This window comes from Pyxidicoccus sp. M6, from assembly GCF_055568925.1.
This window is the reverse complement of sequence record NZ_CM145714.1, coordinates 1915711-1940899: the sequence shown is the minus strand read 5'-3', so window position 1 is coordinate 1940899 and position 25189 is coordinate 1915711. Positions and strand designations below refer to the sequence as shown.

General features: G+C 69.5%; 21 protein-coding genes. 12 read left to right on the top strand and 9 right to left on the bottom strand.

Annotated elements, in window-relative coordinates; genetic code table 11:
* Nucleotides 1–13: 13 nt before the first annotated feature.
* From ACVTJA_RS08125 to ACVTJA_RS08110, 4 genes are read left to right on the top strand one after another with little or no spacing between them, the layout of a single operon-like run.
* Nucleotides 14–1654 (top strand): CTP synthase, encoded by a 1641-nt coding sequence (locus ACVTJA_RS08125; protein WP_465835256.1) that lies wholly within the window; start codon nucleotides 14–16, stop codon nucleotides 1652–1654.
* Nucleotides 1651–2490, top strand: coding sequence for a 3-deoxy-8-phosphooctulonate synthase (gene kdsA / locus ACVTJA_RS08120; RefSeq protein WP_465835254.1), 840 nt, complete (start codon nucleotides 1651–1653; stop codon nucleotides 2488–2490). Before ACVTJA_RS08125 ends, kdsA begins: the two co-directional genes overlap by 4 nt.
* A 34-nt stretch (nucleotides 2491–2524) precedes the next feature.
* Nucleotides 2525–3127, top strand: coding sequence for a KdsC family phosphatase (locus ACVTJA_RS08115; protein ID WP_465835252.1), 603 nt, complete (start codon nucleotides 2525–2527; stop codon nucleotides 3125–3127).
* A gap of 12 nt (nucleotides 3128–3139) precedes the next feature.
* The gene (locus tag ACVTJA_RS08110) at nucleotides 3140–3760 is read left to right on the top strand and encodes a response regulator (RefSeq protein ID WP_465835250.1); all 621 of its coding nucleotides are present in this window, start codon (nucleotides 3140–3142) and stop codon (nucleotides 3758–3760) included.
* Between the two features lie 115 nt (nucleotides 3761–3875).
* Here ACVTJA_RS08110 and ACVTJA_RS08105 read toward each other — a convergent pair whose 3' ends face one another.
* Nucleotides 3876–4319: an Hsp20/alpha crystallin family protein gene (locus ACVTJA_RS08105; RefSeq protein ID WP_465835248.1), complete on the bottom strand. Its 444-nt coding sequence runs from the start codon at nucleotides 4317–4319 to the stop codon at nucleotides 3876–3878.
* Between the two features lie 233 nt (nucleotides 4320–4552).
* Nucleotides 4553–4747, bottom strand: a complete 195-nt coding sequence (locus ACVTJA_RS08100) for a CPXCG motif-containing cysteine-rich protein (protein WP_465835246.1) — start codon at nucleotides 4745–4747, stop codon at nucleotides 4553–4555.
* A gap of 80 nt (nucleotides 4748–4827) precedes the next feature.
* Here ACVTJA_RS08100 and ACVTJA_RS08095 point away from each other — a divergent pair, with 80 nt between their 5' ends.
* Complete coding sequence (locus ACVTJA_RS08095) at nucleotides 4828–5697, top strand: GspE/PulE/PilB domain-containing protein (protein ID WP_465835244.1); 870 nt, start codon at nucleotides 4828–4830, stop codon at nucleotides 5695–5697.
* A 51-nt stretch (nucleotides 5698–5748) separates the two neighbouring features.
* Here the strand turns inward: ACVTJA_RS08095 and serB are convergent, their stop codons facing one another.
* The 3 genes from serB to ACVTJA_RS08080 all read right to left on the bottom strand — a co-directional run bounded on the left by serB (nucleotide 5749) and on the right by ACVTJA_RS08080 (nucleotide 9545).
* Nucleotides 5749–6948 (bottom strand): phosphoserine phosphatase SerB, encoded by a 1200-nt coding sequence (serB, locus tag ACVTJA_RS08090; RefSeq protein ID WP_465835242.1) that lies wholly within the window; start codon nucleotides 6946–6948, stop codon nucleotides 5749–5751.
* 70 nt (nucleotides 6949–7018) lie between these two features.
* Nucleotides 7019–8698, bottom strand: a complete 1680-nt coding sequence (locus ACVTJA_RS08085; protein WP_465835241.1) for a serine/threonine-protein kinase — start codon at nucleotides 8696–8698, stop codon at nucleotides 7019–7021.
* 97 nt (nucleotides 8699–8795) lie between these two features.
* A complete protein-coding gene (locus ACVTJA_RS08080; protein WP_465835240.1) occupies nucleotides 8796–9545 on the bottom strand; it encodes a TIGR02266 family protein in 750 nt (249 codons plus the stop codon).
* Nucleotides 9546–9649: 104 nt separating this feature from the next.
* Between ACVTJA_RS08080 and ACVTJA_RS08075 the strand changes: the two genes are divergently transcribed.
* From ACVTJA_RS08075 to ACVTJA_RS08045, 7 genes are all read left to right on the top strand, one after another.
* Nucleotides 9650–10138 (top strand): NADH-quinone oxidoreductase subunit NuoE family protein, encoded by a 489-nt coding sequence (locus ACVTJA_RS08075; protein WP_206721744.1) that lies wholly within the window; start codon nucleotides 9650–9652, stop codon nucleotides 10136–10138.
* Nucleotides 10139–10172: 34 nt separating this feature from the next.
* A complete protein-coding gene (nuoF, locus tag ACVTJA_RS08070; protein ID WP_465835237.1) occupies nucleotides 10173–11513 on the top strand; it encodes an NADH-quinone oxidoreductase subunit NuoF in 1341 nt (446 codons plus the stop codon).
* The gene (locus ACVTJA_RS08065; protein ID WP_465835235.1) at nucleotides 11510–12016 is read left to right on the top strand and encodes an NADH-quinone oxidoreductase subunit J family protein; all 507 of its coding nucleotides are present in this window, start codon (nucleotides 11510–11512) and stop codon (nucleotides 12014–12016) included. Before nuoF ends, ACVTJA_RS08065 begins: the two co-directional genes overlap by 4 nt.
* A 73-nt stretch (nucleotides 12017–12089) precedes the next feature.
* Nucleotides 12090–12392 (top strand): NADH-quinone oxidoreductase subunit NuoK, encoded by a 303-nt coding sequence (gene nuoK, locus ACVTJA_RS08060; protein ID WP_163990562.1) that lies wholly within the window; start codon nucleotides 12090–12092, stop codon nucleotides 12390–12392.
* 28 nt (nucleotides 12393–12420) lie between these two features.
* Nucleotides 12421–14655, top strand: a complete 2235-nt coding sequence (nuoL, locus tag ACVTJA_RS08055) for an NADH-quinone oxidoreductase subunit L (RefSeq protein WP_465835233.1) — start codon at nucleotides 12421–12423, stop codon at nucleotides 14653–14655.
* On the top strand, nucleotides 14652–16370 hold the full coding sequence (locus ACVTJA_RS08050; protein WP_465835232.1) for a complex I subunit 4 family protein: 1719 nt from the start codon (nucleotides 14652–14654) through the stop codon (nucleotides 16368–16370). Before nuoL ends, ACVTJA_RS08050 begins: the two co-directional genes overlap by 4 nt.
* A gap of 19 nt (nucleotides 16371–16389) precedes the next feature.
* On the top strand, nucleotides 16390–17949 hold the full coding sequence (locus tag ACVTJA_RS08045; RefSeq protein ID WP_465835230.1) for an NADH-quinone oxidoreductase subunit N: 1560 nt from the start codon (nucleotides 16390–16392) through the stop codon (nucleotides 17947–17949).
* A 69-nt stretch (nucleotides 17950–18018) separates the two neighbouring features.
* Here the strand turns inward: ACVTJA_RS08045 and ACVTJA_RS08040 are convergent, their stop codons facing one another.
* The 4 genes from ACVTJA_RS08040 to selB all read right to left on the bottom strand — a co-directional run bounded on the left by ACVTJA_RS08040 (nucleotide 18019) and on the right by selB (nucleotide 25178).
* Complete coding sequence (locus tag ACVTJA_RS08040; protein WP_465835228.1) at nucleotides 18019–18858, bottom strand: GNAT family N-acetyltransferase; 840 nt, start codon at nucleotides 18856–18858, stop codon at nucleotides 18019–18021.
* Between the two features lie 439 nt (nucleotides 18859–19297).
* Nucleotides 19298–20749, bottom strand: a complete 1452-nt coding sequence (locus ACVTJA_RS08035) for a sigma-54-dependent transcriptional regulator (RefSeq protein WP_465835227.1) — start codon at nucleotides 20747–20749, stop codon at nucleotides 19298–19300.
* Entirely contained in the window at nucleotides 20746–23265 is a 2520-nt protein-coding gene (locus tag ACVTJA_RS08030) for an ATP-binding protein (protein WP_465835225.1), read from the bottom strand. Before ACVTJA_RS08030 ends, ACVTJA_RS08035 begins: the two co-directional genes overlap by 4 nt.
* The gene (selB, locus tag ACVTJA_RS08025) at nucleotides 23262–25178 is read right to left on the bottom strand and encodes a selenocysteine-specific translation elongation factor (protein ID WP_465835223.1); all 1917 of its coding nucleotides are present in this window, start codon (nucleotides 25176–25178) and stop codon (nucleotides 23262–23264) included. Before selB ends, ACVTJA_RS08030 begins: the two co-directional genes overlap by 4 nt.
* Nucleotides 25179–25189: the final 11 nt, after the last annotated feature.

Sequence of the window (25189 nt, the reverse complement as noted above, 5' to 3'; positions counted from 1 at the left end):
GGCAGAACGGGATATGCGCTCCAAGAAAACCAAGTTCATCTTCGTGACGGGCGGAGTGGTCAGCTCCCTCGGCAAGGGCCTCGCCTCGGCTTCGATTGGCGCCCTGCTGGAGAACCGCGGGCTGGCCGTCACCCTGCTGAAGCTGGACCCCTACATCAACGTGGACCCGGGCACGATGAGCCCGTTCCAGCACGGCGAGGTGTTCGTCACCGAGGACGGCGGTGAGACGGACATGGACCTCGGCCACTACGAGCGGTTCACCAACGCTCGGATGAGCCGGCTCAACAACTTCACCTCCGGTCGCATCTACAACTCGGTCATCACCAAGGAGCGCCGGGGTGAGTACCTGGGCAAGACGGTCCAGGTGATTCCGCACATCACCGACGAAATCAAATCCAACATCCGCCAGGCCGCGCAGGACGCGGATGTCGTCATCGTCGAAATCGGCGGCACCGTCGGTGACATCGAGTCGCTGCCCTTCCTCGAGGCCATCCGTCAGATGCGCTACGACGTGGGCAGTGAGAATGTCGTCTACGTCCACCTCACGCTGCTGCCGTACATCGGCGCGGCCGGCGAGGTGAAGACCAAGCCCACGCAGCACTCGGTGATGAAGCTGCGTGAAATCGGCATCCAGCCGGACTTCCTCGTGTGCCGCACGGACCGCGAGGTGTCGCGGGAGATAAAGGACAAGATTGCCATGTTCTGCAACGTGGACACGCGCAGCGTGTTCACCTCGCCGGACGTGAAGAGCATCTACGAGCTGCCGCTGGAGCTGCACCGCCAGGGCCTCGACGAGCGCCTCGCGGAGGTCCTCAACATCTGGAGCCGCGCACCCCACCTCGAGCGCTGGGAGAGCATCCTCCGCAAGGTGTACGAGCCCGCCCGCGGCCAGGTGCAGGTGGCGATTGTGGGCAAGTACGTGAATCTCACGGAGAGCTACAAGAGCCTCAACGAGGCGCTGCTCCACGGCGGCATCGCCAACGACGTGAAGGTGAACCTGCACTTCGTGGACAGCCAGGACGTGGAGGCGCAGGGGCCGGAGAAGCTCCTGGCCAACGTGGACGCCATCCTCGTGCCCGGCGGCTTCGGCGTGCGCGGCACGGAGGGCAAGATTGCCGCCGTCCGCTACGCGCGTGAGAAGAAGATTCCGTTCTTCGGCATCTGCCTCGGCCTGCAGATGGCGGTGGTGGAGTTCAGCCGCAGCGTGCTGGGGCTCGCCAACGCCAACAGCCTGGAGTTCAACGAGCACACGCCGCACCCGGTGGTGACGCTCATGGAGAGCCAGGTGAAGGTGCAGGACAAGGGCGGCACCATGCGCCTGGGCAGCTACGCGTGCGCGCTCAAGCCCGGCTCGCTGGCGCACAAGCTCTACGCCCAGGACACCATCCAGGAGCGCCACCGCCACCGCTACGAGGTGAACAATGCCTACCGCGGCCGCCTCCAGGAGTCGGGCCTCGTCATCTCCGGCCACAACCCCGAGCTGAACCTCGTGGAGATGATTGAGCTGGCGGACCACCCCTACTTCGTCGGCTGCCAGTTCCATCCCGAGTTCAAGAGCAAACCCTTCGCCCCCCATCCCCTCTTCTCCGGCTTCATCCGCGCGGCGCTCGAGCAGCGCGAGCGGACCGCCGCGGCCGGCCAGGTGCGCGCATGACCACCAGCACCCTTCCCATCGAGCTCTGTGGCTACAAGGTCGGCCCGGGGCAGAAGCTCTTCGTCATCGCCGGCCCGGACAGCATCGAGTCCGAGGACATGGCCCTGCGCCACGCGCGCATGCTCAAGGAGATGACGAGCAGGCTGGGCGTCCCGTATGCCTTCAAGTGCTCCTACGACAAGGCCAACCGCACCAGCGGCAAGTCATTCAGGGGCCCCGGCCTGAAGGAAGGCCTGCGCATCCTCAAGCGCGTCCGTGACGAGGTGGGTGTCCCAGTGCTCACGGACGTCCATGAAACCAGCCACGTCGGGCCTGCCTCGGAAGTAGTGGATATCATCCAGATACCGGCCTTTCTGTGCCGGCAGACGGATTTGGTGGAAGCCGTGGCGAGGACTGGAAAGGGCGTGAATCTGAAAAAGGGCCAGTTCGTGGCCCCCAAGGACATCGTCCACTCGGCTCGCAAGGCGTTCGAGGCGGGCAACCCCAACGTGCTCGTCACCGAGCGCGGCTCCACGTTCGGCTACAACAACCTCGTCGTGGACATGCGTGGCTTCGCCCAGATGCGCGAGGCCGGCCTCGCCGTCTGCTTCGACGCCACCCACTCCGTCCAGCTCCCCAGCGCCGGCAACGGCGAAACGGCCGGCGAGCGCAAGTTCGTTGCCCTCCTCGCCCGGGCTGCCGCAGCTGCCGGGATTGACGCGTTGTTCACGGAAGTCCATGAGGATCCGGACCGTGCCCTGTGTGACGGTCCGTGTTCCCTGAATCCACAGATGTTCGAGGACGTGGTACGAAATGTGCTGAACATCCGCCGGGTGTTGGGACACGAGCCCGGCTGATGCGCAATCGAGACGGGGAGGAGACAAGAACGCCATGGTGACGGAAGCGCCTTCCAAGCCTGGAAAGGAAGAGCTGACGTCTCGCGCGGCACGCGTCCGCCTGCTCGTCTTCGACGTGGACGGGGTGCTCACCGACGGCGGCCTGTACTACGGCGCCCAGGGTGAGCTGATGAAGCGCTTCGACGTGAAGGACGGACACGCCCTGGTCATGGCCCGCCTGTCGGGCCTGCCCGCCGCCGTCCTTACCGCCCGCACCTCGAGCATCGTGGAGGTCCGCGGGCGGGAGCTCGGGCTGGCGGCCGTATTCCAAGGCCGCCGCGACAAGGGTGCCGCACTGGATGAACTGCTCCAGCAACTGGGCGTCTCCCCGGAGAACTGCGCGTACATGGGAGACGACCACAACGACCTGGCCCCGCTGTCACGCGTGGGTCTGGCCGCGTGTCCCGCGGATGCGGTTGCGGAGGTGCGTCAGGAGGTCCACTTCGTTACCCAGAGCCCAGGCGGCCGAGGAGCCGCCCGGGAGCTCGTGGAGCTGTGCCTCAAGGCCAGTGGCCGCTGGGAAGACGCAGTGGGTCTCATGAGAGGGGCTGATGGACGCGGTGCGCAGAGAGTTGAACAAACCCCGTATTCAAGGTAGGTGAAAGACTCCATGGGCAGCGGAATGATGCAGCAAGAGGGGAGTACGGCGATGACGGACCAGCTCTACACGACGCACGACATCAGCCGGTTGCTTCAGGTGGACCCGTCCACGGTGAGCAAGTGGATTGACCGTGGCATCCTGATGGCGTTCCGGACGCCGGGTGGCCACCGTCGCGTGCGTTCGGCGGACCTGCGCACGTTCCTCATCACCCACCAGATGCCAGTGCCCGAGGAGCTGGGCAGCGGGACGGTGCGGCTGTTGGTGGTGGATGACGAGCGCCCGGTGCTGGAGGCCATCAAGCGCGCGTTCAAGCCGTATGCGGCGCAGGTGGAGCTGCAGACGACGACGAGCGGCGTGGAGGCCCTGCTGCTGGTGTCCGAGCAGAAGCCGCACGGCATGATTATCGACCTCAACATGCCGGACATCGACGGCCTCGAGGTCTGCCGGCGGATTCGCGCGCGCAAGCAGATGGAGGGCGTGCGGCTCATCACCATGACGTCCCTGCACTCGCCCGAGGTGGTGGAGCAGTCGAAGCAGGCCGGCGCGCTCGCGTGCCTCGCCAAGCCGCTGGACGTTCAGGAGGTACTCGAGCTGTTCCGCGTGCCGCTGGCGCTGAGCGCCAAGCGCTAGGAACGGGAAGGGCTTCCGCTTCCCCTCGCGGAAGCCCTCGGGAAGGTTGGGTTGCTGGGGAGGAAGCCGCGCCCGTCATGCTGGCAGCGGCCTCCCTGGATACGTCTGTTCTGCGTCAGCCCTGGACCTTGACCTCGATGACGCGGGGCTTGGACTCCTCGCGGCGGGGCAGGGTCAGCGTCAGCACGCCATTCTCGTACTTCGCCTCCACCTTGGTGGCGTCCACGGTGTCCGGCAGCGCGAACGAGCGCGCGAAGGTGCCGAAGAGACGCTCCTGGCGGCGCACGTTGATGCCCTCGGCCTTCGGCTCCGCCTTGCGCTCGGCCTGCACGGTGAGCACGTCGTTCTCCACCTTCACCTGGATGGCCTTCGCGTCCAGCCCGGGCATGTCGAGGAAGAGCGTCAGGCCGCTCTCGGACTCGAGGATGTCCGCCGCGGGCACGCGCTCACGCGGGGCCTGGCGCCACACCGGCTGCGTCAGCTCGCGGACGAGCGCGTCGAAGTCGCGCATGAGGGGGTTCACGACGACGGCGGAGTTGAACGGGTTGCGAGTCTGCATGGTCTTCTCCTGTGCGTGTCGCCCCTCTGGGCGCACGTCATGACTGAAGAAACGTTGTCCTGGTTCGCGGTCGCCGCGGCCCCCACCGGGCTCCAGCGCCGCCTCACATGACTCAAGAGAACCATGGATGAAGACGTGTCAAGGAACGCCCCCACCCCGGCGCGGCCCCGTCCCCCAGGGCCCGCCTGCCTGCCTGCCCACTGCCGAATGACCCGGGGACCTGCCCTTTTTCGTCAATCGTCGTCGCGTCCGAGGTGGACGGAGACCCCGTCCTCCTCGCGGGACACATGCACCGTCCACGGTCTGCAGCAAACCGGACAGTCCTCGACGTAGGTCTCCGAGTGGGCACCGATGGGGTCCACGTCGACCTCCACTTCCTCACCGCAGTAGGGGCAGAGCTGGGTGGCGGCTTCCGCGAAGGGTTGCATGGGGTGCCTCCTCGCCCTCTGGGCGGGTAGTTGCGTCGTGGACTGAGCGTCCGCGCTTCCAGACGGTAGACTCCTGGACCATGGCTTCTCCTTCCCGGAACCGCATCGGAGAAATCCTCGTCAAGGCCCGCGTCATCGACGACCTGCAGCTACGCAGCGCGCTCGCCTCGCAAGACCAGTGGGGCGGACGCCTGTCGCGCATCGTCGCGGACCTGGGCCTGGCGTCGGAGGAGACCATCACCGACGCCATCTGCCAGGGCACGGGCATGCCGCGCGTGCAGCTCGGCAACATCACCCGCGACGTGGGCGCGCTGGCGCGCGTGGACGTGAGCCTCGCGGAGCAGAAGGGCATCTTCCCGGTGGGCCTGAAGGACAACGGGAAGACGCTGGTGCTCGCCATGGCGGACCCCACGGACCTGGCCACCGTCGACCAGGTGGCGGCGAAGAGCCGCGCCCGCGTGGTCGTCATGGTGGCGAGCGAGCGCGAAATCGCGCACGCGATTCTGCGCCACTACCGCAACCAGGAGCCGGTGGTGAGCACCCGCTTCGGCGGGCCCCGGCCGCAGCAGCCCGCGGGCGAGGAGTTCGACTCGGGCGGCGAGGACGACTTCAAGGTCGTCGACATGAGCGGCAAGACGGTGGTGAAGCGCATCGCGGACATCGTCCCGGACGCGCCCGCCGCCGCGCCCGCGACACCTCCGCCCGCCGCCGCGCGCGCCGCGGAGAAGCCGGCCCCGCCCGCGGCCGGCTCGAGCGCCGCGGACATCCTCGACGAAATCCTCGCCGGCGGCACGCCCACGTCCGAGTGGACGGAGGAGGACCTGCAGCGCCTCCAGACGGTGCAGCAGAACCAGGAGAAGAGCTCCAAGATTCTGCGCGCCCTGCTGGAGCTGCTGCTGGAGAAGGGCCAGCTCCAGCAGAAGGAGCTGGCGGCGCGGATGCGCTTGTAGCCCGCACGCAGGACTTGCGTGCGCGCGCACCTGTTGCGCGCGCGCGTCTTCTCAGCCCGCTTCCTGGAGCTCCCGAGCGGTGAGCCCCAGGAGGTAGAGGATGGCGTCCAGGCCGCCCGCGGAGATGGACGTGTCGGCCGCCTCGCGCAGCTTCGGCTTCGCGCGGAAGGCGATGCCCAGCCCGGCCTTCTCCAGCATGAGCAAGTCGTTGGCGCCGTCGCCCACGGCGATGACCTGGTCCAGGAGGATGCCCTCCTGCCTGGCGAGCGACTCGAGCAGCTCCGCCTTGCGGCGCGCGTTGACGATGGGCCCCACGGTGCGGCCGGTGAGCTTCCCGTCCTGCTCCTCCAGCACGTTGGAGTACGCGTAATCGATACCGAGCCGCGCCTTCAGCGCCTCGGCCGCGACGGAGAAGCCGCCGCTGATGACGGCGGTGCGGTAGCCCAGGCGCTTGAGCACGCGAATCAGCGTCTCCGCGCCCTCGGTGAGCGGCAGGTTGTCCGCGATGCGGCGCAGCACCGCGACGTCCAGCCCCGCGAGCAGCGCCACGCGCTGGCGCAGCGACTCGTCGTAGTCCATCTCTCCGTGCATGGCGCGTTCGGTGATGCGCGACACCTGCTCGCCCACTCCGTGCGCGCGCGCCAGCTCGTCGATGACCTCGATGCGGATGAGCGTGGAGTCCATGTCCATCACCACCATCCGCTTGCCGCGCCGGAAGAGGCTCTCGCGCTGCAGCGCCACGTCGAACGAGCCGGCCTCCATGGACAGCGCGAGCAACGCGCGCTTCAGCACGTCCGGCACGGTGCCCGGCGGCAGCGTGATGTGGAACTCCACCGAGCCCAGGTGCGTCTCGGTGAGGCGCGTAATCCGCTCGATGTTGGCGCCGTGCGCGGCCAGCCGCGCGGCCACCGCGTGCAGCTCACGGGCGCCGAGCGCGCGGCCCACGGCGGTGACGACGTAGCGCACGGGCCCCGCGCTCTCAGAGGGCGCGGGCGCCGGGGCCTCCACCACCTGGAAGTCCAGCGCCACGCCCAGTTCGTGCGCGGCGAAGAGCAATTCCTTGAGGACTCCGCGCGACTCGGGGAGATGCACGAGCAGGCAGAGCGTGAGCCGGCCCTGCACCACCACCTGCTCCACGTCGAGCAGCTCGGCGCCGGCGTCAGCGAGCAGGCCGGTGAGGCGGGACGTGATTCCGGGAGCGTCTTTCCCGGTGACGGTGACGAGCACTCGCTCGGACGGGCGCGAAGTCATGGGCGCCCGTCAGTGTGTCAGCCCCGCATGCGCCCGGCGAGCCCGGAGTGCATGCGGTGCCCGCCGGCCATCACTCCTTCGGCGCGTCCGAGGAGAGGATGAGGTCTCCACGGACGAGGAACTCCTTGTCCGGGAAGGCCTTGTAGAAGTCCTCCAACATGGCATCCACGTCCGGGTAGCGCTGCTCGCGCTTGTCCTGGGTGGCCTTGTCGAAGAGCTGGTCCAGGCCGCTGGGGGCCTCGGGATTCACCTCGGAGGGCAGCGGCGAGCGGCGGCCCGGAATCTGTCCGGTGAGCATCTCGTAGAGGAGGATGCCCAGCCCGTACACGTCCGCGGACACGCCCGGCTCCTTGGCCCCGCGGTTCATCAGCTCGGGGGCCATATAGGACATGCCGCCCGTGCCAACGAAGACCTGGGGCATGCCCTTGGTGGCGTCCACCTCCACCACGCGGCCCAGGCCGAAGTCGGACAGCTTCGCGTTGCCGTACGCGTCGAAGAGGACGTTCTCCGGCTTGAGGTTGTGGTGCGTGAGGCCGGCGGCGTGCGCGGCGCGCAGGCCGTACGCCATCTGCAGGAAGGCGCGCAGCGCGAAGGACACCGGCACGCCGTTGCCGCCGCCCGCCTCCAGGCGCTCCTTGAGGCTGCCGTGCATCAGCTCCAGCACGAAGTACGGCCGCGCCGCGTCCACGTTCTGGTCCACCACCTGCACCACGCCCGGGTGGCGAACCTGGGCCTGGGCGCACAGCTCCTTCTTCAGCCGCTTGAGGACCTCGCCGCGCTGGAGGAAGGAGAAGTAGCCGAAGATGTCCTTCAGCTCCTTGAGGCAGATGTCCAGCCCGAGCGCGGTGAAGCGCCCCTTGAAGACGGTGCCGAGCGGCCCGGTGCCGATGGGGTCGAACTTCTGGTAGCGCAGGTCCATCTCCGCGCCCTTCGAGGCGGGAGCAGCAGCGGCCGGCGCGGGGGCGGGGGCGGGAGCGGCGGGAGGAGGCATGGGGGCGGCGGCGAGCGGCGAGGTGATGGATGGCAGCGGCGCGGGGCTGGCGGCCGGAGTGGAGGGAGCCGGAGCGAAGGGCGCGGGCGAGATGATGGTCGCCTCCCTGCGCGGCTCGGGAGCGGGCGCCTCGGCGCGGGGGGCATGCGAGATGAGGGTCGCCTCCCTGCGCGGCTCGGGGGCGGGCGGCTCCGCGCGGGCCGCGGGCGTGGGCGCGGCGGCCGGCGCGGGCGGCGGAGGCAGCGGCAGCGGCGTGGCCGACGGCACCGTCACCTCCAGCGCGGGCATGGCCGTGCGCGAGGGGCGCTGCTGGGCCGGAGGCATGGGCGGAGGCGGAGCCGGCGGCTGAGGCGGCGGAAGGACCTCCGTCTCGTCCAGCAGCAGCTCCGGCGGAGGCGGCGGCACCAGCAGCGACTCGTCGCCGCCGGGCGCCACGGGCGGCTCGTCCTCGGCGGGGACGAGTTGATCCGCGAAGAACTCGCCCACCTCGGTGGTGAAGCGCTCCTGGAAGTCGCCACCCGCCACGCGCTCGCCCTGCTCGGTGAGCTTGAGCTGGGCCTCGCGGTCCATGGCGATGTAGTGGAACTTGCGCAGGAAGAAGAAGTAGTTGTCGAACTCCAGCGACACGGACGGCTCGAGCGCGGCCTTCACGTCAGCCAGCTTGTTGGAGCGTCCAAGACGGCCGTTCTCCCTCAGGTTGCGGAGGATGAACAGCGCCTCGCCACTGACGGTGTCGCGGTTGATGGCGGGCTTCGGCATGGGTGGGAGACTCTACGCCGGCCCCGCGCCACCGCTCAACGTGGGACTACCGGTAAAACGCGCCGACCGCCGGGAGAGCACGCCGCTCGACGCACCGCTACTTGATGCGCAGCAGCTGCTTCACCGTCTCCAGCACTTCCACGAAGCGCACGGGCTTGCGCAGGTAGATGTCCACGCCGAGCTGCATGGCGCGCTCCTGCGCCTCCTTGCCGCCGGCGGAGATGGCGATGATGGGGATGGCGCGCAGGGCCTCCTCCTCGCGGATGCGCTCCACGAGGGCGAAGCCGTCCATCACCGGCATGTACAGGTCCGTCATCACCAGGTTGAAGCGGCCCTCGCGCAGCATCATCAGCGCGTGGTGCCCGTCCGGCGCGAAGTGGACCTCCAGGGGCACCTTCCCGTGCAGCTCGCCGCTGGCCAGCTTCTTCAGCACGTAGCTGTACATCTCGATGATGTGCGGGTTGTCCTCGACGATGAGCACACGGTACCCGTCGTGCTCTGCCTGGGACGCGTGGCTGTCAGCTCCTGCCGCACTCAAGATGTCACCCAGTTTCCGCCGGTCCTCTTCGCGCTCGACGCGGACGCCCACACCCCCGGGATGATCGGAGGCCGCCGGCCTCACCCAGGCCACGGTTCCGGCCACTTCTACCGGATCCAGAAGCCCCGGGAAAGAAAGTGCGAGCCGCACCGGGTCTCCGAGGGAGAACGCCTGCTCGGTCTGCACGAAGAGCCCTGTATGTGACAGGTTCTCCGTGACGTCCCGGGCCTGGCGCCCGTCCGTGTAGTCCACCCTCAGCACGGCCGGGACCCGGGTGTGCTGGCGCTTGTCCTCTGGTCCCGGGCTCATAACAAGGCGTTGAAATCGCTCGGCAATTTGCTGATGGCCGCCCAGTGTAGCGTCGAGGGTTTATGTTGACAACGCAGCCATTGGGGCAATACGTACGCCCCGCCATGGCGGAGCCCCTGTTCACCCCTGAAGAGCAGAAGAAGTTCGACGCGGGAATCGCGGAGATCATCTCCCACTACCCCCCGGATCGCAAAAGCGCGGGCATGCTCCCGGCGCTGCGGCTGCTCCAGGAGCTCAAGGGTTGGCTCCCGCCAGAAGGCCTGAGGCTGGTGGCGAAGCACCTGGAAGTCACCCCGGAGCGCGCCATGGAAGTGGCGAGCTTCTACGTGATGTACCACCTCAAGAAGCCCGGCAAGTACGTCATCGACGTCTGCACCAACCTCTCCTGCTCGCTCTGGGGCGCGGAGAAGATGCTCGCCTACCTGGAGGAGAAGCTCGGCCTCAAGGCGGGTGAGGCGAACGAGAAGTTCACCTTGCGCGAGACGGAGTGCCTCGCCTCCTGCGGCACCGCGCCGTGCCTGCAAATCAACGAGGATCATCACGAGAGCCTCACCAAGGCGAAGCTGGACGCCATCCTGGCCAAGCTGAGCTGATCCTCCACCCCTTCCTTCTCGGGACGTCATCAACATGGCCTCTACGGCAAAGGCGATTGAACCGATCATCTCGGCGGCCTGGGGCAAGCCGCAGTCCTGGACCCTGGACAGCTACCGCAAGCGAGGCGGCTACGAGGCGCTGAAGAAGGCGCTGGAGATGCAGCCGGCCGCCATCATCGACGAGGTGAAGAAGTCCAACCTCCGCGGCCGCGGCGGCGCGGGCTTCCCCACGGGCCTCAAGTGGAGCTTCGTCCCCAAGGACAGCCCCAAGCCCAAATACCTCGCCGTCAACGGCGACGAGTCCGAGCCGGGCACCTTCAAGGACCGCTACATCCTGGAAGACGACCCGCACATGATGCTGGAGGGCATCGCCATCGCGTCGTACGCGCTGGGCGTGCACACCTGCTACGTGTACCTGCGCGGCGAGTTCAAGTTCCCGGCGCAGCGCTGCCAGGCCGCCATCGACGAGGCGTACAAGGCGGGCATCTTCGGCAAGACGCTCATGGGCAAGGACTATGAGCTGAACGTCTACCTCGTGCGCGGCGCGGGCGCGTACATCTGCGGCGAGGAGACGGCGCTGCTGGAGAGCCTGGAGGGCAAGAAGGGCTGGCCCCGCCTGAAGCCTCCTTTCCCCGCGGTGGTGGGCCTGTTCGGCAGCCCCACGGTGGTGAACAACGTGGAGACGCTCGCCAGCGTGCCCGCCGTGTTCCAGCAGGGCGCGGACGCCTACGCGAAGCTGGGCACGGACAAGTCGGGCGGCACGCGCCTCGTCTGCCTCTCCGGTACGGTGAACCGGCCGGGCGTGTACGAGGTGTCCATGTTCACCACCCTGGCCGAGCTCATCTACGACGACAAGTACGGCCGGGGCATGCCGGCGGGCCGCAAGGTGAAGGCCGTGATTCCGGGCGGCTCCTCGGCGCCGGTGCTGGGCGCGGACGAGCTGGACGTGGCCATGGAGTTCGAGGCCCTCAAGGTGAAGCAGACCATGGCGGGCTCCGGCGGCGTCATCGTCATGGACGACACCACCTGCATGGTGCGCAGCCTCTGGCGCGTGGCCCGCTTCTACGCGGAAGAGTCCTGCGGCCAGTGCACGCCGTGCCGCGAGGGCACGCCGTGGCAGACGCGCCTCTTGCGCAAGATTGAGGAAGGCCGCGGCGAGCCGGGAGACGTGGACATGCTGTCCAACGTCGCCTCGTCCATCGCCCCCTACCCGCCCATCGGCCTTGGCAACACCATCTGCGCGCTCGGCGACGCGGCCGCGCTGCCCACGCACTCGTTCCTCATGCGGTTCCGGGACGAGTTCGAGGCCCACATCCGGGAGAAGCGCTGCCCGTTCGGCGACAAGCCCTGGGGTTCGTTCGGAGACTGGTCTTGAACATCGAGCTCATCCTCTTCGGAGCCTTCGCGCTCCTGACGCTGCTGTCGGCCGGCCTGGTCATCTTCGCGCGCAGCCCCGTCAACTCGGCCATGGCGCTGGTGTCCACGTTCTTCTTCCTGGCCGGCCTCTACGTGCTCTTGTGGGCACACACCGTGGCGGTGATGCAGGTGCTCGTCTACGCGGGCGCCATCATGGTGCTGTTCCTCTTCGTCATCATGCTGCTCAACCTCGGCGAGTCCCCCACGCGAGGCCGGCCCACGCTGGCGCGCCTGGCGGGCGGCGCGGCGACGGTGGGCCTGCTGGCGGTGCTGGTCATCACCCTGCTCAAGCTGCCGCAGAACACGGGCGGGGTGCCCGCGGAGGCACAGGCCTCCTTCGGCACCATGGCCACCATGGGTCAGGTCATCTTCACCCAGTGGCTGCTGCCCTTCGAAGCGTTGAGCATCCTCCTGCTGGTGGCGATGGTGGGCGCGGTGGTGGTGGCCAAGTCGCGAATCTGATCGCCGTTTCCGGACAACTTTCTGTGCTACATGGCGGCGCACGCCAGCCGCTCGCGAGGCCCCGAATCGGCCCATGGTTCCCATCACCTACTACCTCCTGCTTGCCGCCGCGCTGTTCTGCATGGGCATGTTCGGCGTGCTGGTGCGCCGCAACGCCCTGGTCGTCTTCATGTGCGTGGAGCTGATGCTCAACGCGGCGAACCTGACGTTCCTCGCCTTCGCGCGCATGCGCGGGGACAGCATCGGCCACGTTTCCGCCTTCTTCGTCATCGCCGTCGCGGCGGCGGAGGCGGCCATCGGCCTGGCCATCGTCATCGCCGTCTTCCGCAGCCGTGGCAGCGTCCTGGTGGAAGACATCCGGACGATGAAGCACTGACGCCCGCCCCGCCAGGAGCCTTCCTCCCATGAACCTTGCCGAATTCTTCCAGGTGGCGCCCGTCGCTCCGGAGTCGCTGGCGCCCTCCCTGTGGCTCATCATCGCGCTGCCCCTCTTGGGCGCGTTCATCTGTGGCGTGTTCGGCCGGATGCTGGGCCGCGCCAACGTCCACCTCATCGCCTGCTCCGCGGTGGCTGGCGCCTTCGTGCTGAGCGTGCTGGCCTTCTGGGCCACCAGCCACACCAGCGCCGCGGAAGGCACGCGGCGGCTGCTCGCCTTCTACCGGAACCCGTTCGGCATCGAGAACGACTTCGTCCGCTACGCGCTGGCGTATGACTACGGCACGTGGTTCTCCGCGGGCGACTTCCGGGTGAACTTCGGGCTGGCGGTGGACCACCTGTCCGGAATCCTGCTGCTGGTCATCACCGGCGTGGGCTTCCTCATCCACCTGTACTCCACCAGCTACATGGAGCACGACGACGGGTACTGGCGGTACTTCGCGTACCTCAACCTCTTCGTCGCGGCGATGTTGACGCTGGTGCTGGCCGACAACCTCGTCCTGCTCTTCGTGGGCTGGGAGGGCGTGGGCATGGCCTCGTACCTGCTCATCGGCTTCTGGTACACGGACCCGGCCAAGGCGTGGGCGGGGCGCAAGGCCTTCGTCACCAACCGCATCGGCGACTTCGCCTTCCTCATCGCCACGTTCCTCCTGGTGCTGCTCGTCGGCGCCTTCACGCGCCAGGCGAACTCCGCCGACTACGCCACCGCCGGCAGCAGCGGGGACCGCTACCAGGCCGCGCTGCAGGACAAGGGGCCCCTCACCTTCAAGGGCCTGGAGAAGATGGCCGAGGGCATGGTGGACACCGGCGCCGACAAGGTGGACCTGTCCACCCCCATCGAGGCGGGCCCGCTGGAGGGCTACACCTTCGGCGGGGTGATGACGGTGGCGCTGCTGCTGTTCCTGCTGGGCGCGGCGGGCAAGAGCGCGCAGCTGCCGCTCTACGTCTGGCTGCCGGACGCCATGGCCGGCCCGACGCCGGTCTCCGCCCTCATCCACGCCGCGACGATGGTGACCGCGGGCGTGTACCTCTTCAGCCGCATGTCCGCGCTGCTGGTGCTGAGCCCCACCGCCATGGCCACCGTGGCCATCATCGGTGCGCTCACCTCCCTGCTCGCGGCGCTCATCGCCTTCGCGCAGGACGACATCAAGAAGGTGCTCGCCTACTCCACCGTGTCCCAGCTGGGCATCATGTTCATGGGCGTGGGCGCCGGCATCTTCTGGGCGGCGGTGCTGCACCTGGTGACGCACGCGTTCTTCAAGGCCTGCCTCTTCCTCGGCGCCGGCAGCGTGATGCACGGCAACGGCGACGAGACGGACATCAAGAAGCTGGGTGGCCTGCGCCACGAGATGAAGTGGACGTGGGGCACCTTCCTGGTGGCCACGCTGGCCATCACCGGCATCATCCCGCTGTCCGGCTTCTTCTCGAAGGACGCCATCTTCCACGGCGTGCACCACAACCACCTGGAGGGCCTGCACTGGGTCTCCAGCGTCGTCTACTACCTGGGCCTCCTCATCGCCGCGTGCACGGCCTTCTACATGACGCGCCTGTATCTGCTCACCTTCGAGGGTCCTCGCTCGAAGGAGGCGCGGGTGGCGCACGCGCACGAGAGCGCCTGGCAGATGACGCTGCCGCTGGTGGTGCTGGCGGTGCTCAGCGTGGTGGCGGCCGTCTACGCCTTCCCGCTGATGAAGTCGTCCTCCGGCCAGCCGCAGGCGGTGTTCGAGAACTTCCTCAGCCCGGTGTTCGGCTCCATGAACCGCATCGCCTCGGGGGCGAAGACGGTGGAGCTGGACACGAGCGTCCCGCACCTGGGCGACTACGTCTTCGCCTGGCTCGTGGCGCTGTCGGGTGGCGTGCTGGCGGGCTTCCTGTACCTGAAGTTCTTCCCGGCGCGCGCGGGCCAGCCGGCCCCGGCCTTCGCTCGGGCGGTCCGCCGCGCGGCGCAGAACAAGTTCTACGTGGATGAGCTGTACGAGCTCATCGTCATCCGCCCCGTGAAGTTCCTGAGCTTCATCCTCTTCCGCGTGGTGGACGCGCTCCTCATCGACACCGTCGCGGTGCGCGGCACGGCGTGGGTGACGGCGCGCGTGGGCAGCGCCCTGCGCTACGTGCAGACGGGCGATGCCCAGGCCTACGCCGCAGTGATGGCCCTCGCCCTGCTGGGCGGCGTGGCCTACGCCCTCATCCAGGTGCTGCAATGAGCTTCTTCGACACCCACCTGCTCAACCTCGTCGTCTTCCTGCCGCTCGTCTTCGCGGCGCTGGTGCTGATGCTGCCCGCGAGCGAGTCGGGGCAGATTCGCACCGTCACGCTCATCGGCATGCTGGTGGACCTCGTCTTCGGGGTCTGGGCGTACATGCGCTACGTGCCGGGCGGGCCGGAGTTCCAGCTCGAGTACCGGGTGCCGTGGTTCGAGCTGTTCGGCACCAGCTACCACATCGGCGTGGACGGCCTGGCGGTGAGCCTGCTGCTGCTCACCGTGTTCCTGGGCCCCCTGGTGGTGCTGGCCTCCACCACGTACATCAGCCACCGCATCAAGGAGTTCCACCTGGCGCTGCTGGTGCTCCAGACGACGATGCTGGGCGCGCTGGTGTCGCTGGACGTGCTGCTCTTCTACATCTTCTTCGAGGCCATGCTCATCCCCATGTACCTGATGGTGGGTGTGTGGGGCGCCGAGGACCGCCAGATGGCGGCGGTGAAGTTCTTCCTCTACACGCTGGCCGGCTCGCTGCTGATGCTGGTGGCCATCATCGCCGTGTACTTCATCAGCGCGCCCTCGACGGGCCGCTCGTTCGACTACGCCACCATCTACAACGGCCTGTTGGACGCCAACCGCCAGGTGACGGCGTGCACGGCCGCTGGCTCGTGTGAGTCGCTGAGCGGGCTCGCGCGGACGCTGCACACGTGGGGCCCGTGGCTGTTCGGCGCCTTCGCGCTGGCGTTCGCCATCAAGGTGCCGATGTGGCCGGTGCACACGTGGTTGCCGGACGCGCACGTGCAGGCGCCGGTGGCCGGATCCATGATTCTGGCCGGCGTCATGCTGAAGATGGGCACCTTCGGCTTCTGGCGCTTCGCGATTCCCTTCTTCCCGGCGGCCGCGCAGGCCGCGCGCCCCTTCCTGGCGGTGCTGGCCGTCATCGGCATCGTCTACGGCGCGCTGATGTGCCTGGCGCAGCGGGACATCAAGAAGCTGATTGCGTACTCGTCGGTGAGCCACCTGGGCTACTGCATGCTGGGCATCCTCGCCGTGACGGCCGAGGGCGCCACCGGCAGCGCGTACCAGATGCTCAACCACGGCGTGTCCACGGGCGCGCTGTTCCTCCTGTTCGGCTTCCTCTACGAGCGCCGCCACACGCGCCTCATGGCGGACTACGGCGGCATCGCGAAGGTGATGCCGGTGTTCACCGCGGCGTTCCTCATCATCACCTTCTCGTCCGTGGCGGTGCCGGGCACCAACGGCTTCATCGGCGAGTTCCTGGTGCTGCTGGGCACCTTCAAGAGCGACCTGGGCGTGGCCGCCGGCAACCCGCACCTGACGGCGGTGTTCGGCTCCTTCGCGGCGTTGGGCGTCATCCTCGGCGCGGCGTACATGCTGTGGATGGTGCAGAAGGTGTTCTTCGGCGGGCTCACCCACCGGGAGAACCAGCACCTGCGCGACCTGAACCTGCGCGAGGGGCTCACGGTGCTGCCCTTCATCGTCCTCGTGGTGGTCATGGGCCTGATGCCGCAGCCCTTCCTGGACCGGCTCGCCCCGTCCACGGACCGCTTCCTCGCCCGCGCCCGCGTGGGCACCCCGGGCGCCCCGGTGCAGGACGACCAGGTGCGCGTGGAGGTGATGTCGCTACCCTCCAGCGCCTCCGTCGCCGCGCCGTCCGTGCCCGTTCCGCTGGCCGCCGTCCCCTCGCAGCGGCAGTAGGCCCGAAAGAGCTCTCTCCATGACCCTGCCCAATCTCGTCCTGGCAGACTTCCTTCCGCTGCTGCCCGCCATCCTCATGGTGGTGGGCGCCTCCATCCTGCTGCTGTCCGAGGTCTTCCTCTCCGCCACCTCGTCGCGCGCCTACCAGGCGGTGCTGACGGTGGTGACGGCGGTGGCGGCCGGCGCGGTGTCGGTGTCGCTGATGTTCGAGCCGCCGCGCGAGGTGATGGTCGGCTTCGGTGTGCTGGACCCGTTCTCCAGCTTCCTCACCCTCGTGGTGTGCGTGGGCCTGGCGCTGGCGGCGCTCAGCGCGGTGGGCTTCCTGCGCCGCCGTGGCGCGGAGCGCGGTGAGTTCTACGCGCTGATGCTCTTCGCCGCGGCGGGCATGAGCCTGCTGGCCATGTCCAACGAGCTCATCACCGTCTTCGTCAACGTGGAGGTGCTGTCCATCTCCACCTACGCGCTGACGGCGTACCTGCGCCGCGGCACGCGGCCGAGCGAGGCGGGCTTCAAGTACTTCATCCTCGGCGCCTTCTCCTCCGCGGTGCTGCTGTACGGCGCGGCGCTGCTGTACGGCGCCACCGGCACCACGCAGCTGACGGCCATGGTGGGTCCGCTGGCCGGGGCGCTGCGCAGCCAGCCGGCGCTGGTGTACGCGGGCGTGGTGCTGGTGGGCGCGGGCTTCGCCTTCAAGGTGGCCGCGGTGCCCTTCCACATGTGGACGCCGGACGTCTACGAGGGCGCCCCCACGCCCGTCACCGCGCTGATGAGCGCGGGCGTGAAGGCGGCGGCCTTCGCCTCCATGGTCCGCGTGTTCATCACCGTGGGCCGGGGCATCGACCCGCAGATGCTGCTGGCGCTGTTCTCCACGCTGGCCTTCCTCACCATGGTGGCGGGCAACCTGCTGGCCATTCCGCAGCGCAACGTGAAGCGCATGCTGGCGTACTCGTCCATCGCCCACGCCGGCTACCTCCTGGTGGGCGTGGCGGCCCTCTTCGTCACCGCGCCGGGTGAGAGCTTCCGCCTGCTGGGCGCCTCCGCGCTGTCGGGCGGCACCGCGCTGGACGTGGCTCGCTCCGAGGCGCTGCGCGGCATCCTCTACTACCTGCTGGCCTACACGTTCAGCGCGGTGGGCGCCTTCGCCATGGTGTCCGCGCTGGAGCGCCGCGAGGACGAGGAGAAGGGCACCGCGTGGGATTTGGAGCGCTTCAGCGGGCTGGCGCAGCGCCGGCCGGGCTGGGCCTTCGCCATGGCGGCCTTCATGCTGTCCCTGGGCGGCATTCCTCCCACCATCGGCTTCATGAGCAAGCTGCTCATCTTCCAGGCGGCGGTGGACGCGGGCCTCATCGGCCTGGCGATTGTCGGCGTGCTCTCCAGCGCCGCGGGCGTCTATTACTACCTGCGCGTGGTGGTCTACATGTTCATGCGGCCGGTGCCCGAGGGCGCGCACGCGCTGGAGCGCAACTGGGGCACCGAGGTGGCGCTGGTGGTGTCCACCGCCGCGGTGGTGGTGCTGGGCATCATCCCCGGCCCCGTCACCGCGTGGCTGGCGCAGGCCAGCACGCTCTTCGGCCAGTAGTCTCGCGGGGGTCGCTCCCCCGCCCGTCCACGCCCGCCCCGGCTTCGTGCCCGGGCGGGCGTCGTCGTTTCAGGGCAGTGTGCCGCGCAGCTCGAACGTCTCATGGCGCACCTCGGCGCCCGCCGCGCGCAGCAGCGCGTCCAGGGGCGCGTCGTCCGTCACCACGACGCCGAGGGACTCCATCGCCTCCCCGGCGCGGGCGAAGGCGTCCTCCAGCAGCGCGCGTGCATGGCCGGGAGTCGCCGCGAAGAAGGGAAAGAGGATGCGGGCGGAGGCGCGCAGGTCCATCAGCCCCGGTGGCGCCTGCGTACCGCCGCCGGGCGCCTCCAGCCGCAGCAGTTGGTGCGACTTCCTCGTGGCGAAGCGCGCCAGCTTGCCCGGCATCATGTCGAAGGCGGCCGTCAGCACCTCCATGTCCCCCGGCGACATGGGCACCACGCTCAGCCCCGGAGGCGCGGCGGGCAGCGCCGCCACGTGGGCCCGCGTCAGCTTGAGGTTGGCCGCCTGGCGCGCGGGCCGCAGCCCCACCGAGGCGTAGAGGCGCAGCGCGGGAGTGTTGTCCCGCTTCACGTTCAGCGCCCAGCGCTGACAGCCCCGCGCCCGCAGGTGCTCCGCCAGCCGCTCCATCATCCACCGCCCCAGCCCCTGCCTCCGGGCGGACGGCGCCACCACCAACTGCCCCACGTAGCCCAGCTCGCCCAGGGATTCCGTCAACGCGTAGCCAGCCACCCCTTCCGGGCCCTCCGCGAAGACGGTGAGGGGCAGGAGCTCGGACTCCCACACCGGTAGCGGAGGCGGCGGGTCATCCACCCCCAGCTCGGCGAACAACTCCACGAAGAGCGCGTAGTCATCCGGCCGCGCGGGTCTCAACACCCACCGCGGCGCCTGCTGTCCGACTTCCACCGTCATCAGTCACCCCTCCACATGCTTGGAAGAGCAACGACGGAAACCCGGAAAACTTTCTGAGCGTAGAAAAGAAGGCGGCCCGACACCCCAGAAGGGTGCCGGGCCGCGGGTCTTCTCAAGGTGACTCACCGGAAGTGCTGAAGGGGTGGGGGGGAACCGCCTTCAGCCTCGCTTCGATGTGTCCCGCGCATTCCTTTAGCAGCCCTCGTGCCAGTGCCAACCGGGGCGCAAAGTCCAATTTTCTCAAGGACTTAGCCCACCACCCGACTTTGCTGGCACCTCGCGATTGCATTTCAGCCCTGAAATGGGGTTGCAGATCTGAAAAGTCCCAGTGTTTTCAATGGCTTGGCTTTTTCACCGATGAACCCCGCCCATTTCGGATCTGAATCCATGAGTGCGGGAAAGTTACACCGATGTGCCGACCTTCCCCACACCCCGGTGCCTACTCGCGGCCCAACTCGCTGGGGGGTCGGAGGTTGAGGCGCTTCATCTTCCTCCAGAGGGTGGTGGATGAGACGCCCAGCTCGTCCGCGACGCGGGCGAGGTCCACGCCGTGGCGCTCCAGGGCCTGCGTAATCGCATGGCGCTCCGCCTCCTCCACCACCTGGGCCAGCGTGGGGCCGGTGCCTGCGGGGCGGCTGGGGCCTCCACTCCCCTGCCCCTCCAGGATGCTGACGCTGGGGGTGCCGTGGGCGGGCGTGAGGCGCTGCTGGCGCAGCGGGAAGTCCTCGGGCAGCAGCTCCTCGCCCTCCGCGAGAGCGGCGGCCTGCTCCACCAGGTTCTCCAGCTCGCGCACGTTGCCAGGGAAGTTGTAGCCCATGAGGTGGGCCACGGCGGCGGCGGACAGACGCTTGGGCTTGGGGCTGCGGGCGTTGGCGCGCTCCAGGAAGTGCTCGGCAAGGGCGGGCACGTCCTCCAGGCGCTCGCGCAGCGGCGGCACGCGCAGGGCCACCACGTTGAGGCGGTAGTAGAGGTCCTGGCGGAAGCGCTTCTCGCGCACCTCCAGTTCAATGTCGCGGTTGGTGGCGGCCACGGTGCGCACGTCCACGCGCAGCGCGGTGGACTCGCCCACGCGGCGCACCTCGCCCTCCTGCAGCGCGCGCAGCAGCTTGGACTGGAAGGTGGGGCTCGTCTCCGTCACCTCGTCGATGAAGAGCGTGCCGCCGTCCGCCTCCTCGAAGAGGCCGCGGCGGGCCTTCACCGCGCCGGTGAAGGCGCCCTTGGCGTGGCCGAACAGCTCGCTCTCCAGCAGGGACTCGCTGATGGCGGCGCAGTTGACGGGGACGAACGAGCGCACCTTGCGGCGGCTGTGCGCGTGGAGCGCGCGGGCCACCAGCTCCTTGCCGGTGCCGCTCTCGCCCTGGATGAGGACGGTGGCGTCGCTCTGGGCCACGCGCATCAGGCGCGAGGTGAGGTCCCGCATGGCGGGGCTGCGGCCCACCAGCGCGGACAGGCCATGGCGCTGGTTGAAGTCGGTGGCGAGGTTGTCCACGTCGCGCAGCAGGCGGGAGCGCTCGAGGGCGCGCTCCACGCGGTAGCGCAGCTCGCTCTCCTTGAAGGGCTTGGTGACGTAGTCGTAGGCGCCCAGGCGCATGGCCTCCACCGCGCTCTCGATGGAGCCGAAGGCCGTCATCATGATGACCTGGAGGCGCGGGGCCACCTCGAGCGCGCGCTTGACCAGCGTGAGCCCGTCCATGGGCTCCATCTTCAGGTCCGTGAGCAGCAGGTCGATGCTGCCGCCGGCGAGCTGGGCCAGGGCCTCCTCGCCCGTGGCGGCCTCGAAGACGGTGTAGTGGTCCGCGCGCAGCAGCATCGCGGTGGTGGCGCGCAGGTTGCGCTGGTCGTCCACGACGAGGATGCGTCCACGGAACGGTGGGGTATTCGCGTCGGTCATGGGAAGGACGGGGGCTGCGACAGGGGCAGCCGGAAGGTGAAGGTGGTACCGCGACCGGGCGTGCTTTCCACGGCGATTTCTCCCCGGTGCTCCTCGAGGATGCGTTTGACGACGGCGAGCCCCAGTCCTGTTCCCTGGGCCTTGGTGGTGAAGAAGGGCTCGAAGACGCGGTGGAGCAGCTCCGCGGGAATGCCCGGGCCCTGGTCCGCCACGTCGATGCGCAACTGCTCCCGCCCCGCGTGGGCCTCGCGGCGCGCGCGCACCTGCACCATGCCGCCCTGAGGCATGGACTGAATCGCATTGACGGCCACGTTGACGAGCGCCTGGCGGATGAGGCGCCGGTCCATGGGCACCGGAGGCAGCCCGGGCTCCACGTCCGACTGGATGAGGACGGGCCGGTCCGCGCCCCCACCCTGCGCCCGAGCGGCCTCCAGCGAGTCCTGGAGCACGCGCCCCAAATCCTCGTGCTGGAGCACCGGGTCCCTCGGGCGCGTGTAGTCGAGCAGGTCCCCGACGATGCGGTTGAGCCTGTCACTCTCCTCGCCGAGGATGTCCAGCAGCATGGCCGCGTCGCCGCCCGGCTCCAGCAGCCGGCGCAGCGAGGCCACCGCGTTGAAGATGACGCCCAGCGGGTTGCGCACCTCGTGGGCGACAATCGCGGACAGCTCGCCGAGGGCGGCCAGCCGCTCGCGCTTCACCATCTCCGCGCGGGTGGCGGCCAGCTCCGCGTAGCTGGCCCACAGCGACTCGTACAGGCGCGCGTTGGCGATGGAGAGCGCCAGCTGGCCGCACGTGGCCTCGGCCAGTTCAATCAGCTCCGGCCCGAAGGTACGCGCCCTGCGCGTGTCGTCCACCACCACCACGCCGATGAGCTCCTCGCGCGAGGTGAGCGGCAGCGCGAGCAGCGCCTTCTCCCCGAAGCGGTTGACGAGCTGCATGTCGAGGCCGCTGCTGGCGAAGGCCGACACGTCTTCAATCGCGATGGGCCGGCGCTCACGGGCCACCCGCGTGGCGAGGCTGTCCCCGTGCAGCGGCAGCACCACCGTGCGGAAGAAGTCGCGGTGGGCCGTGGAGGCGGCGGCGCCGCGCAGCACCTTCGCCGCCTCGTCGTACAGCATGATGTAGCAGTTGGACACGTCCAGCAGGTGGACGAGGAAGTCCGACGCCACGTCGAGGATGCTGGACGTCTCCAGCACGCCGGACGTGGTGCGCGCCAAATCCAGCAACAGGCGCGTCTCCGCGAGCTGGCGCGAGGACTCCGCGCGCAGCCGCCGCTGCTCCAGCAGCGTCACCAGGAGCTCCGCCAGCGTCCCCAGGAGCCGCACGTCGCGCGCGTCGAAGGAGTGCCCGGCCGCGCGCAGCACCTGGAGCGTGCCGCACACCTCGCCGCCGCGCGTGAGGCGCGCCACCGCTCCACGGCCGAGCCGCCCGTTGGACAGCGCCGCCAGCGCCTCGCCGTGAGCCTCCGTGGACAGGCCGCCGTCTCCCGGGACATCCGCCAGCACGGCGGTGAGCCGCGAGGCGTGCTCGCCGTCGCGCACCAGGTCCGCCAGCCCCACGTGGGTGGCCAGCGCCACCGCTCCGCCCTGCGGGGGCGACAGGTGCAGCGCCGCGGCGCTCGCCTGCAGCAACTCCGAGACGCGCGCCAGGAAGTCCTCCAGCGAGGGCGGGACGGGCTGCGCGACGAAGCGAGCCACCTGGGCCACGGCCTCCATCTCCCAGCGGCTGCGCGCGCCGTCCGCCTGCACGCGCGCGTCCGTCAGCGCGGCCCCCACCACCTTCGCGAACAGCGTCAGCACCGAGCCGTGGCGCGGCGCCACCCACGCCCCCTCCACCCACAGCACCTCGGCCTGCGGGCCGCCCACCGGGATGTAGACATGCGAGGGCGCCGCCCGGTCCACGCCGCCGAAGACGGGGCGCCCGTCGGACAGTGCCTCCAGGCCCAGGCGCACGTCCTCGGGCAAGGGCTCGCCGTCTCGCGCCAGCAGCCGCTCACCGTCCCAGCGCAGCAGGCGCACGCGGAAGCCCGCCTCGCGCAGCCCCTTCATCGCCACGCGGCGCACCGCGTCCTCGGAGTGCGCGGACACCAGCGCCGCGGACGTCTCCACCAGGCGCTCGGCCACGGTCATCTCCGGCGGCCGGTCCTGCTCCCTCAGCGGCAGGCAGTTGAGCAGCAGCGCGCTGCCGCCGTCCGCCAGTTGCACGCGCTTGGGGTAGAGGGCCACGTCGCGGACGACGCCGTCCGCGCAGGGCACCTGGAAGATTTGCGTCCGCGACTCCAGCAAGGCGCCACCGGACTCCAGCAGGCGGTAGCGCTCGGACAGGCGGCTGCGCTCCTCGGGTTGGACGAAGTCCATCACGGAGCGGCCCTCCACCTTTTCCCGGGGGAGGCCCAGCAGCGCGAGGTAGGCGTCATTCGCGGCGGACACACGCCCTTCGACCACCACCACCATGGGGTTGCCGAAAGGCTCGATGAGGGCGCGCAGGTCGGCCTCGCTGTAACGCTTCGTGGTCATCCGCGACGCAGCACCCGCTTCTCGCCCACCCTGAGTGTCACCTTCTCCCGGTCGAAGTACTCCGACAACGGGATGACGAACTTGCGGCTCTGGCCCACCATTTCCTTGAAGGCCTGAGTGGTAATTTCCTTCTTCTCGCGCAGGTGGGCAACCAGACGCTCCCGCAGGCTGGCGAGCGCCCCCGCGTCGAAGCACAGCTCGTCGCTGACCCGCACCGCCACGCCCTCGGCCACCATCACCTTCAACAGCTCCTGGAGCCGCGGCGGGGGCAGCTGGAGCTTCTGCGCCAGCTCAGTCAGGGTGGGAGGCGCCAGCCCCGCCGCGGACAGCTCCGCCGCCAGCTTCGTCCGGGCCGCCTCGTCCCCCAGGGACAGCGTGCGGCCCCGCCCCTTGAGGCGCACCACCTCCCTCTCCAGCTCCACCTTCCCCGCGTCCACCAGCGCCTGCGTCACGCGCTGGAAGGTGCGCGCATCCAGCTCGGCGGACAGGCGCTGGCGCAGCTCCTCGCGCGGCAGGCCCTCGCGCAGCGGCTCGCGCTCGTGGAAGGCGGCCAGCAGGGCCAGCGCTCGCCCCTGCAGTCCCTCGAAGACCTCGCCGGAGAGGTACAGCCGCCGCTCGCGGTCCACCAGCAGCGCCCCGCCCTTCGCGCCCAACAACTCCAGCGCGCGCGTCAGCACCCTGGGCCCCAGCCCCGAGCGGCCGAACAGCTCCTGCTGCGTCAGCCCCCGGTAGCCGGCCTGGCGCAGGAGCCACGCCACCTGTCCCTGCGGGTCCGCCTCCAGCAGCGGCGCCACCACCGCCGAGCCCCCCTTGCGACGCCGGGGCGGCGCAATGGACAGGATGCGGCCGCCCGCCACCGTGGCGCCTCGGCCCGGCAGCGCACGCGAGCCCCGGAGGATGAAGCGCTGCCCCACCAGCGCGCCCACGGGCGCATCCAGGCGCAGCTGCGCGAGCGCCGTCTCGCCGGGCTCCAGCCGCTCCACGTCCAGCAGCGCCACCGTGGCCTCCACCTGCGCGGTGCCCAGGTGCAGGAGCAGCTTCCTACGGCGCGGCAGCGGAGCCTCCGCCGCGGGCAGCAGCGACAGCTCCACGTCCAGCATGCGCGTCTCCGGCAGCTCTCCCGAGCGCACCAGCACCATGCCCCGGTGCAGCGCCTCCGGCTCCACGCCCGCGACATTCACCGCCGCGCGCTGGCCCGCCTCCACCTTCGGCACCGCCTGCCCGTGCACCTGCACGCCGCGCACGCGCAGCGGGCCGGGCAGCCCGGGTAGCAGCGACACCGCATCCTCCACGGCGAGCGCACCGGACAGCAGCGTGCCCGTCACCACCGTGCCGAAGCCCTTGATGGTGAAGACGCGGTCCACCGGCAGGAAGGCGGGCCCCTCCGCCGGGCGCTTCGGCAGCGCGCGGGCGGCGACGGTGAGCGCGGTCTTCAGCGCGTCCAGCCCCTCGCCCGTCTTCGACGAGCAGGGCACCACGGGCGCGCCTTCGAGGAACGTCCCCGCGGTGAGCGCGCCCAGGTCCGCATCCACCAGCGCGCGCCACTCCGCGCCCAGCTCGGCCAGCAAGTCCGACTTGGTGAGGGCGATGACGCCAGCCCTGACGCCCAGGAGGCGGCAGATGTCCAGGTGCTCGCGCGTCTGGGGCATGACGCCCTCGTCCGCGGCCACCACCAGCACCGCCAGGTCCACGCCGCCGGCGCCCGCGGCCATGGCCTTCACGAAGCGCTCGTGGCCGGGCACGTCCACCACGCCGGCCACCGAGCCGTCGTCCAGCGTGAGGTGCGCGAAGCCCAGCTCCAGGGTGATGCCGCGACGCTTCTCTTCCTTGAGGCGGTCGGTGTCGATGCCGGTGAGCGCCTTCACCAGGGACGTCTTGCCGTGGTCGATGTGCCCCGCCGTCCCGACAATCATCGCCCCACCGC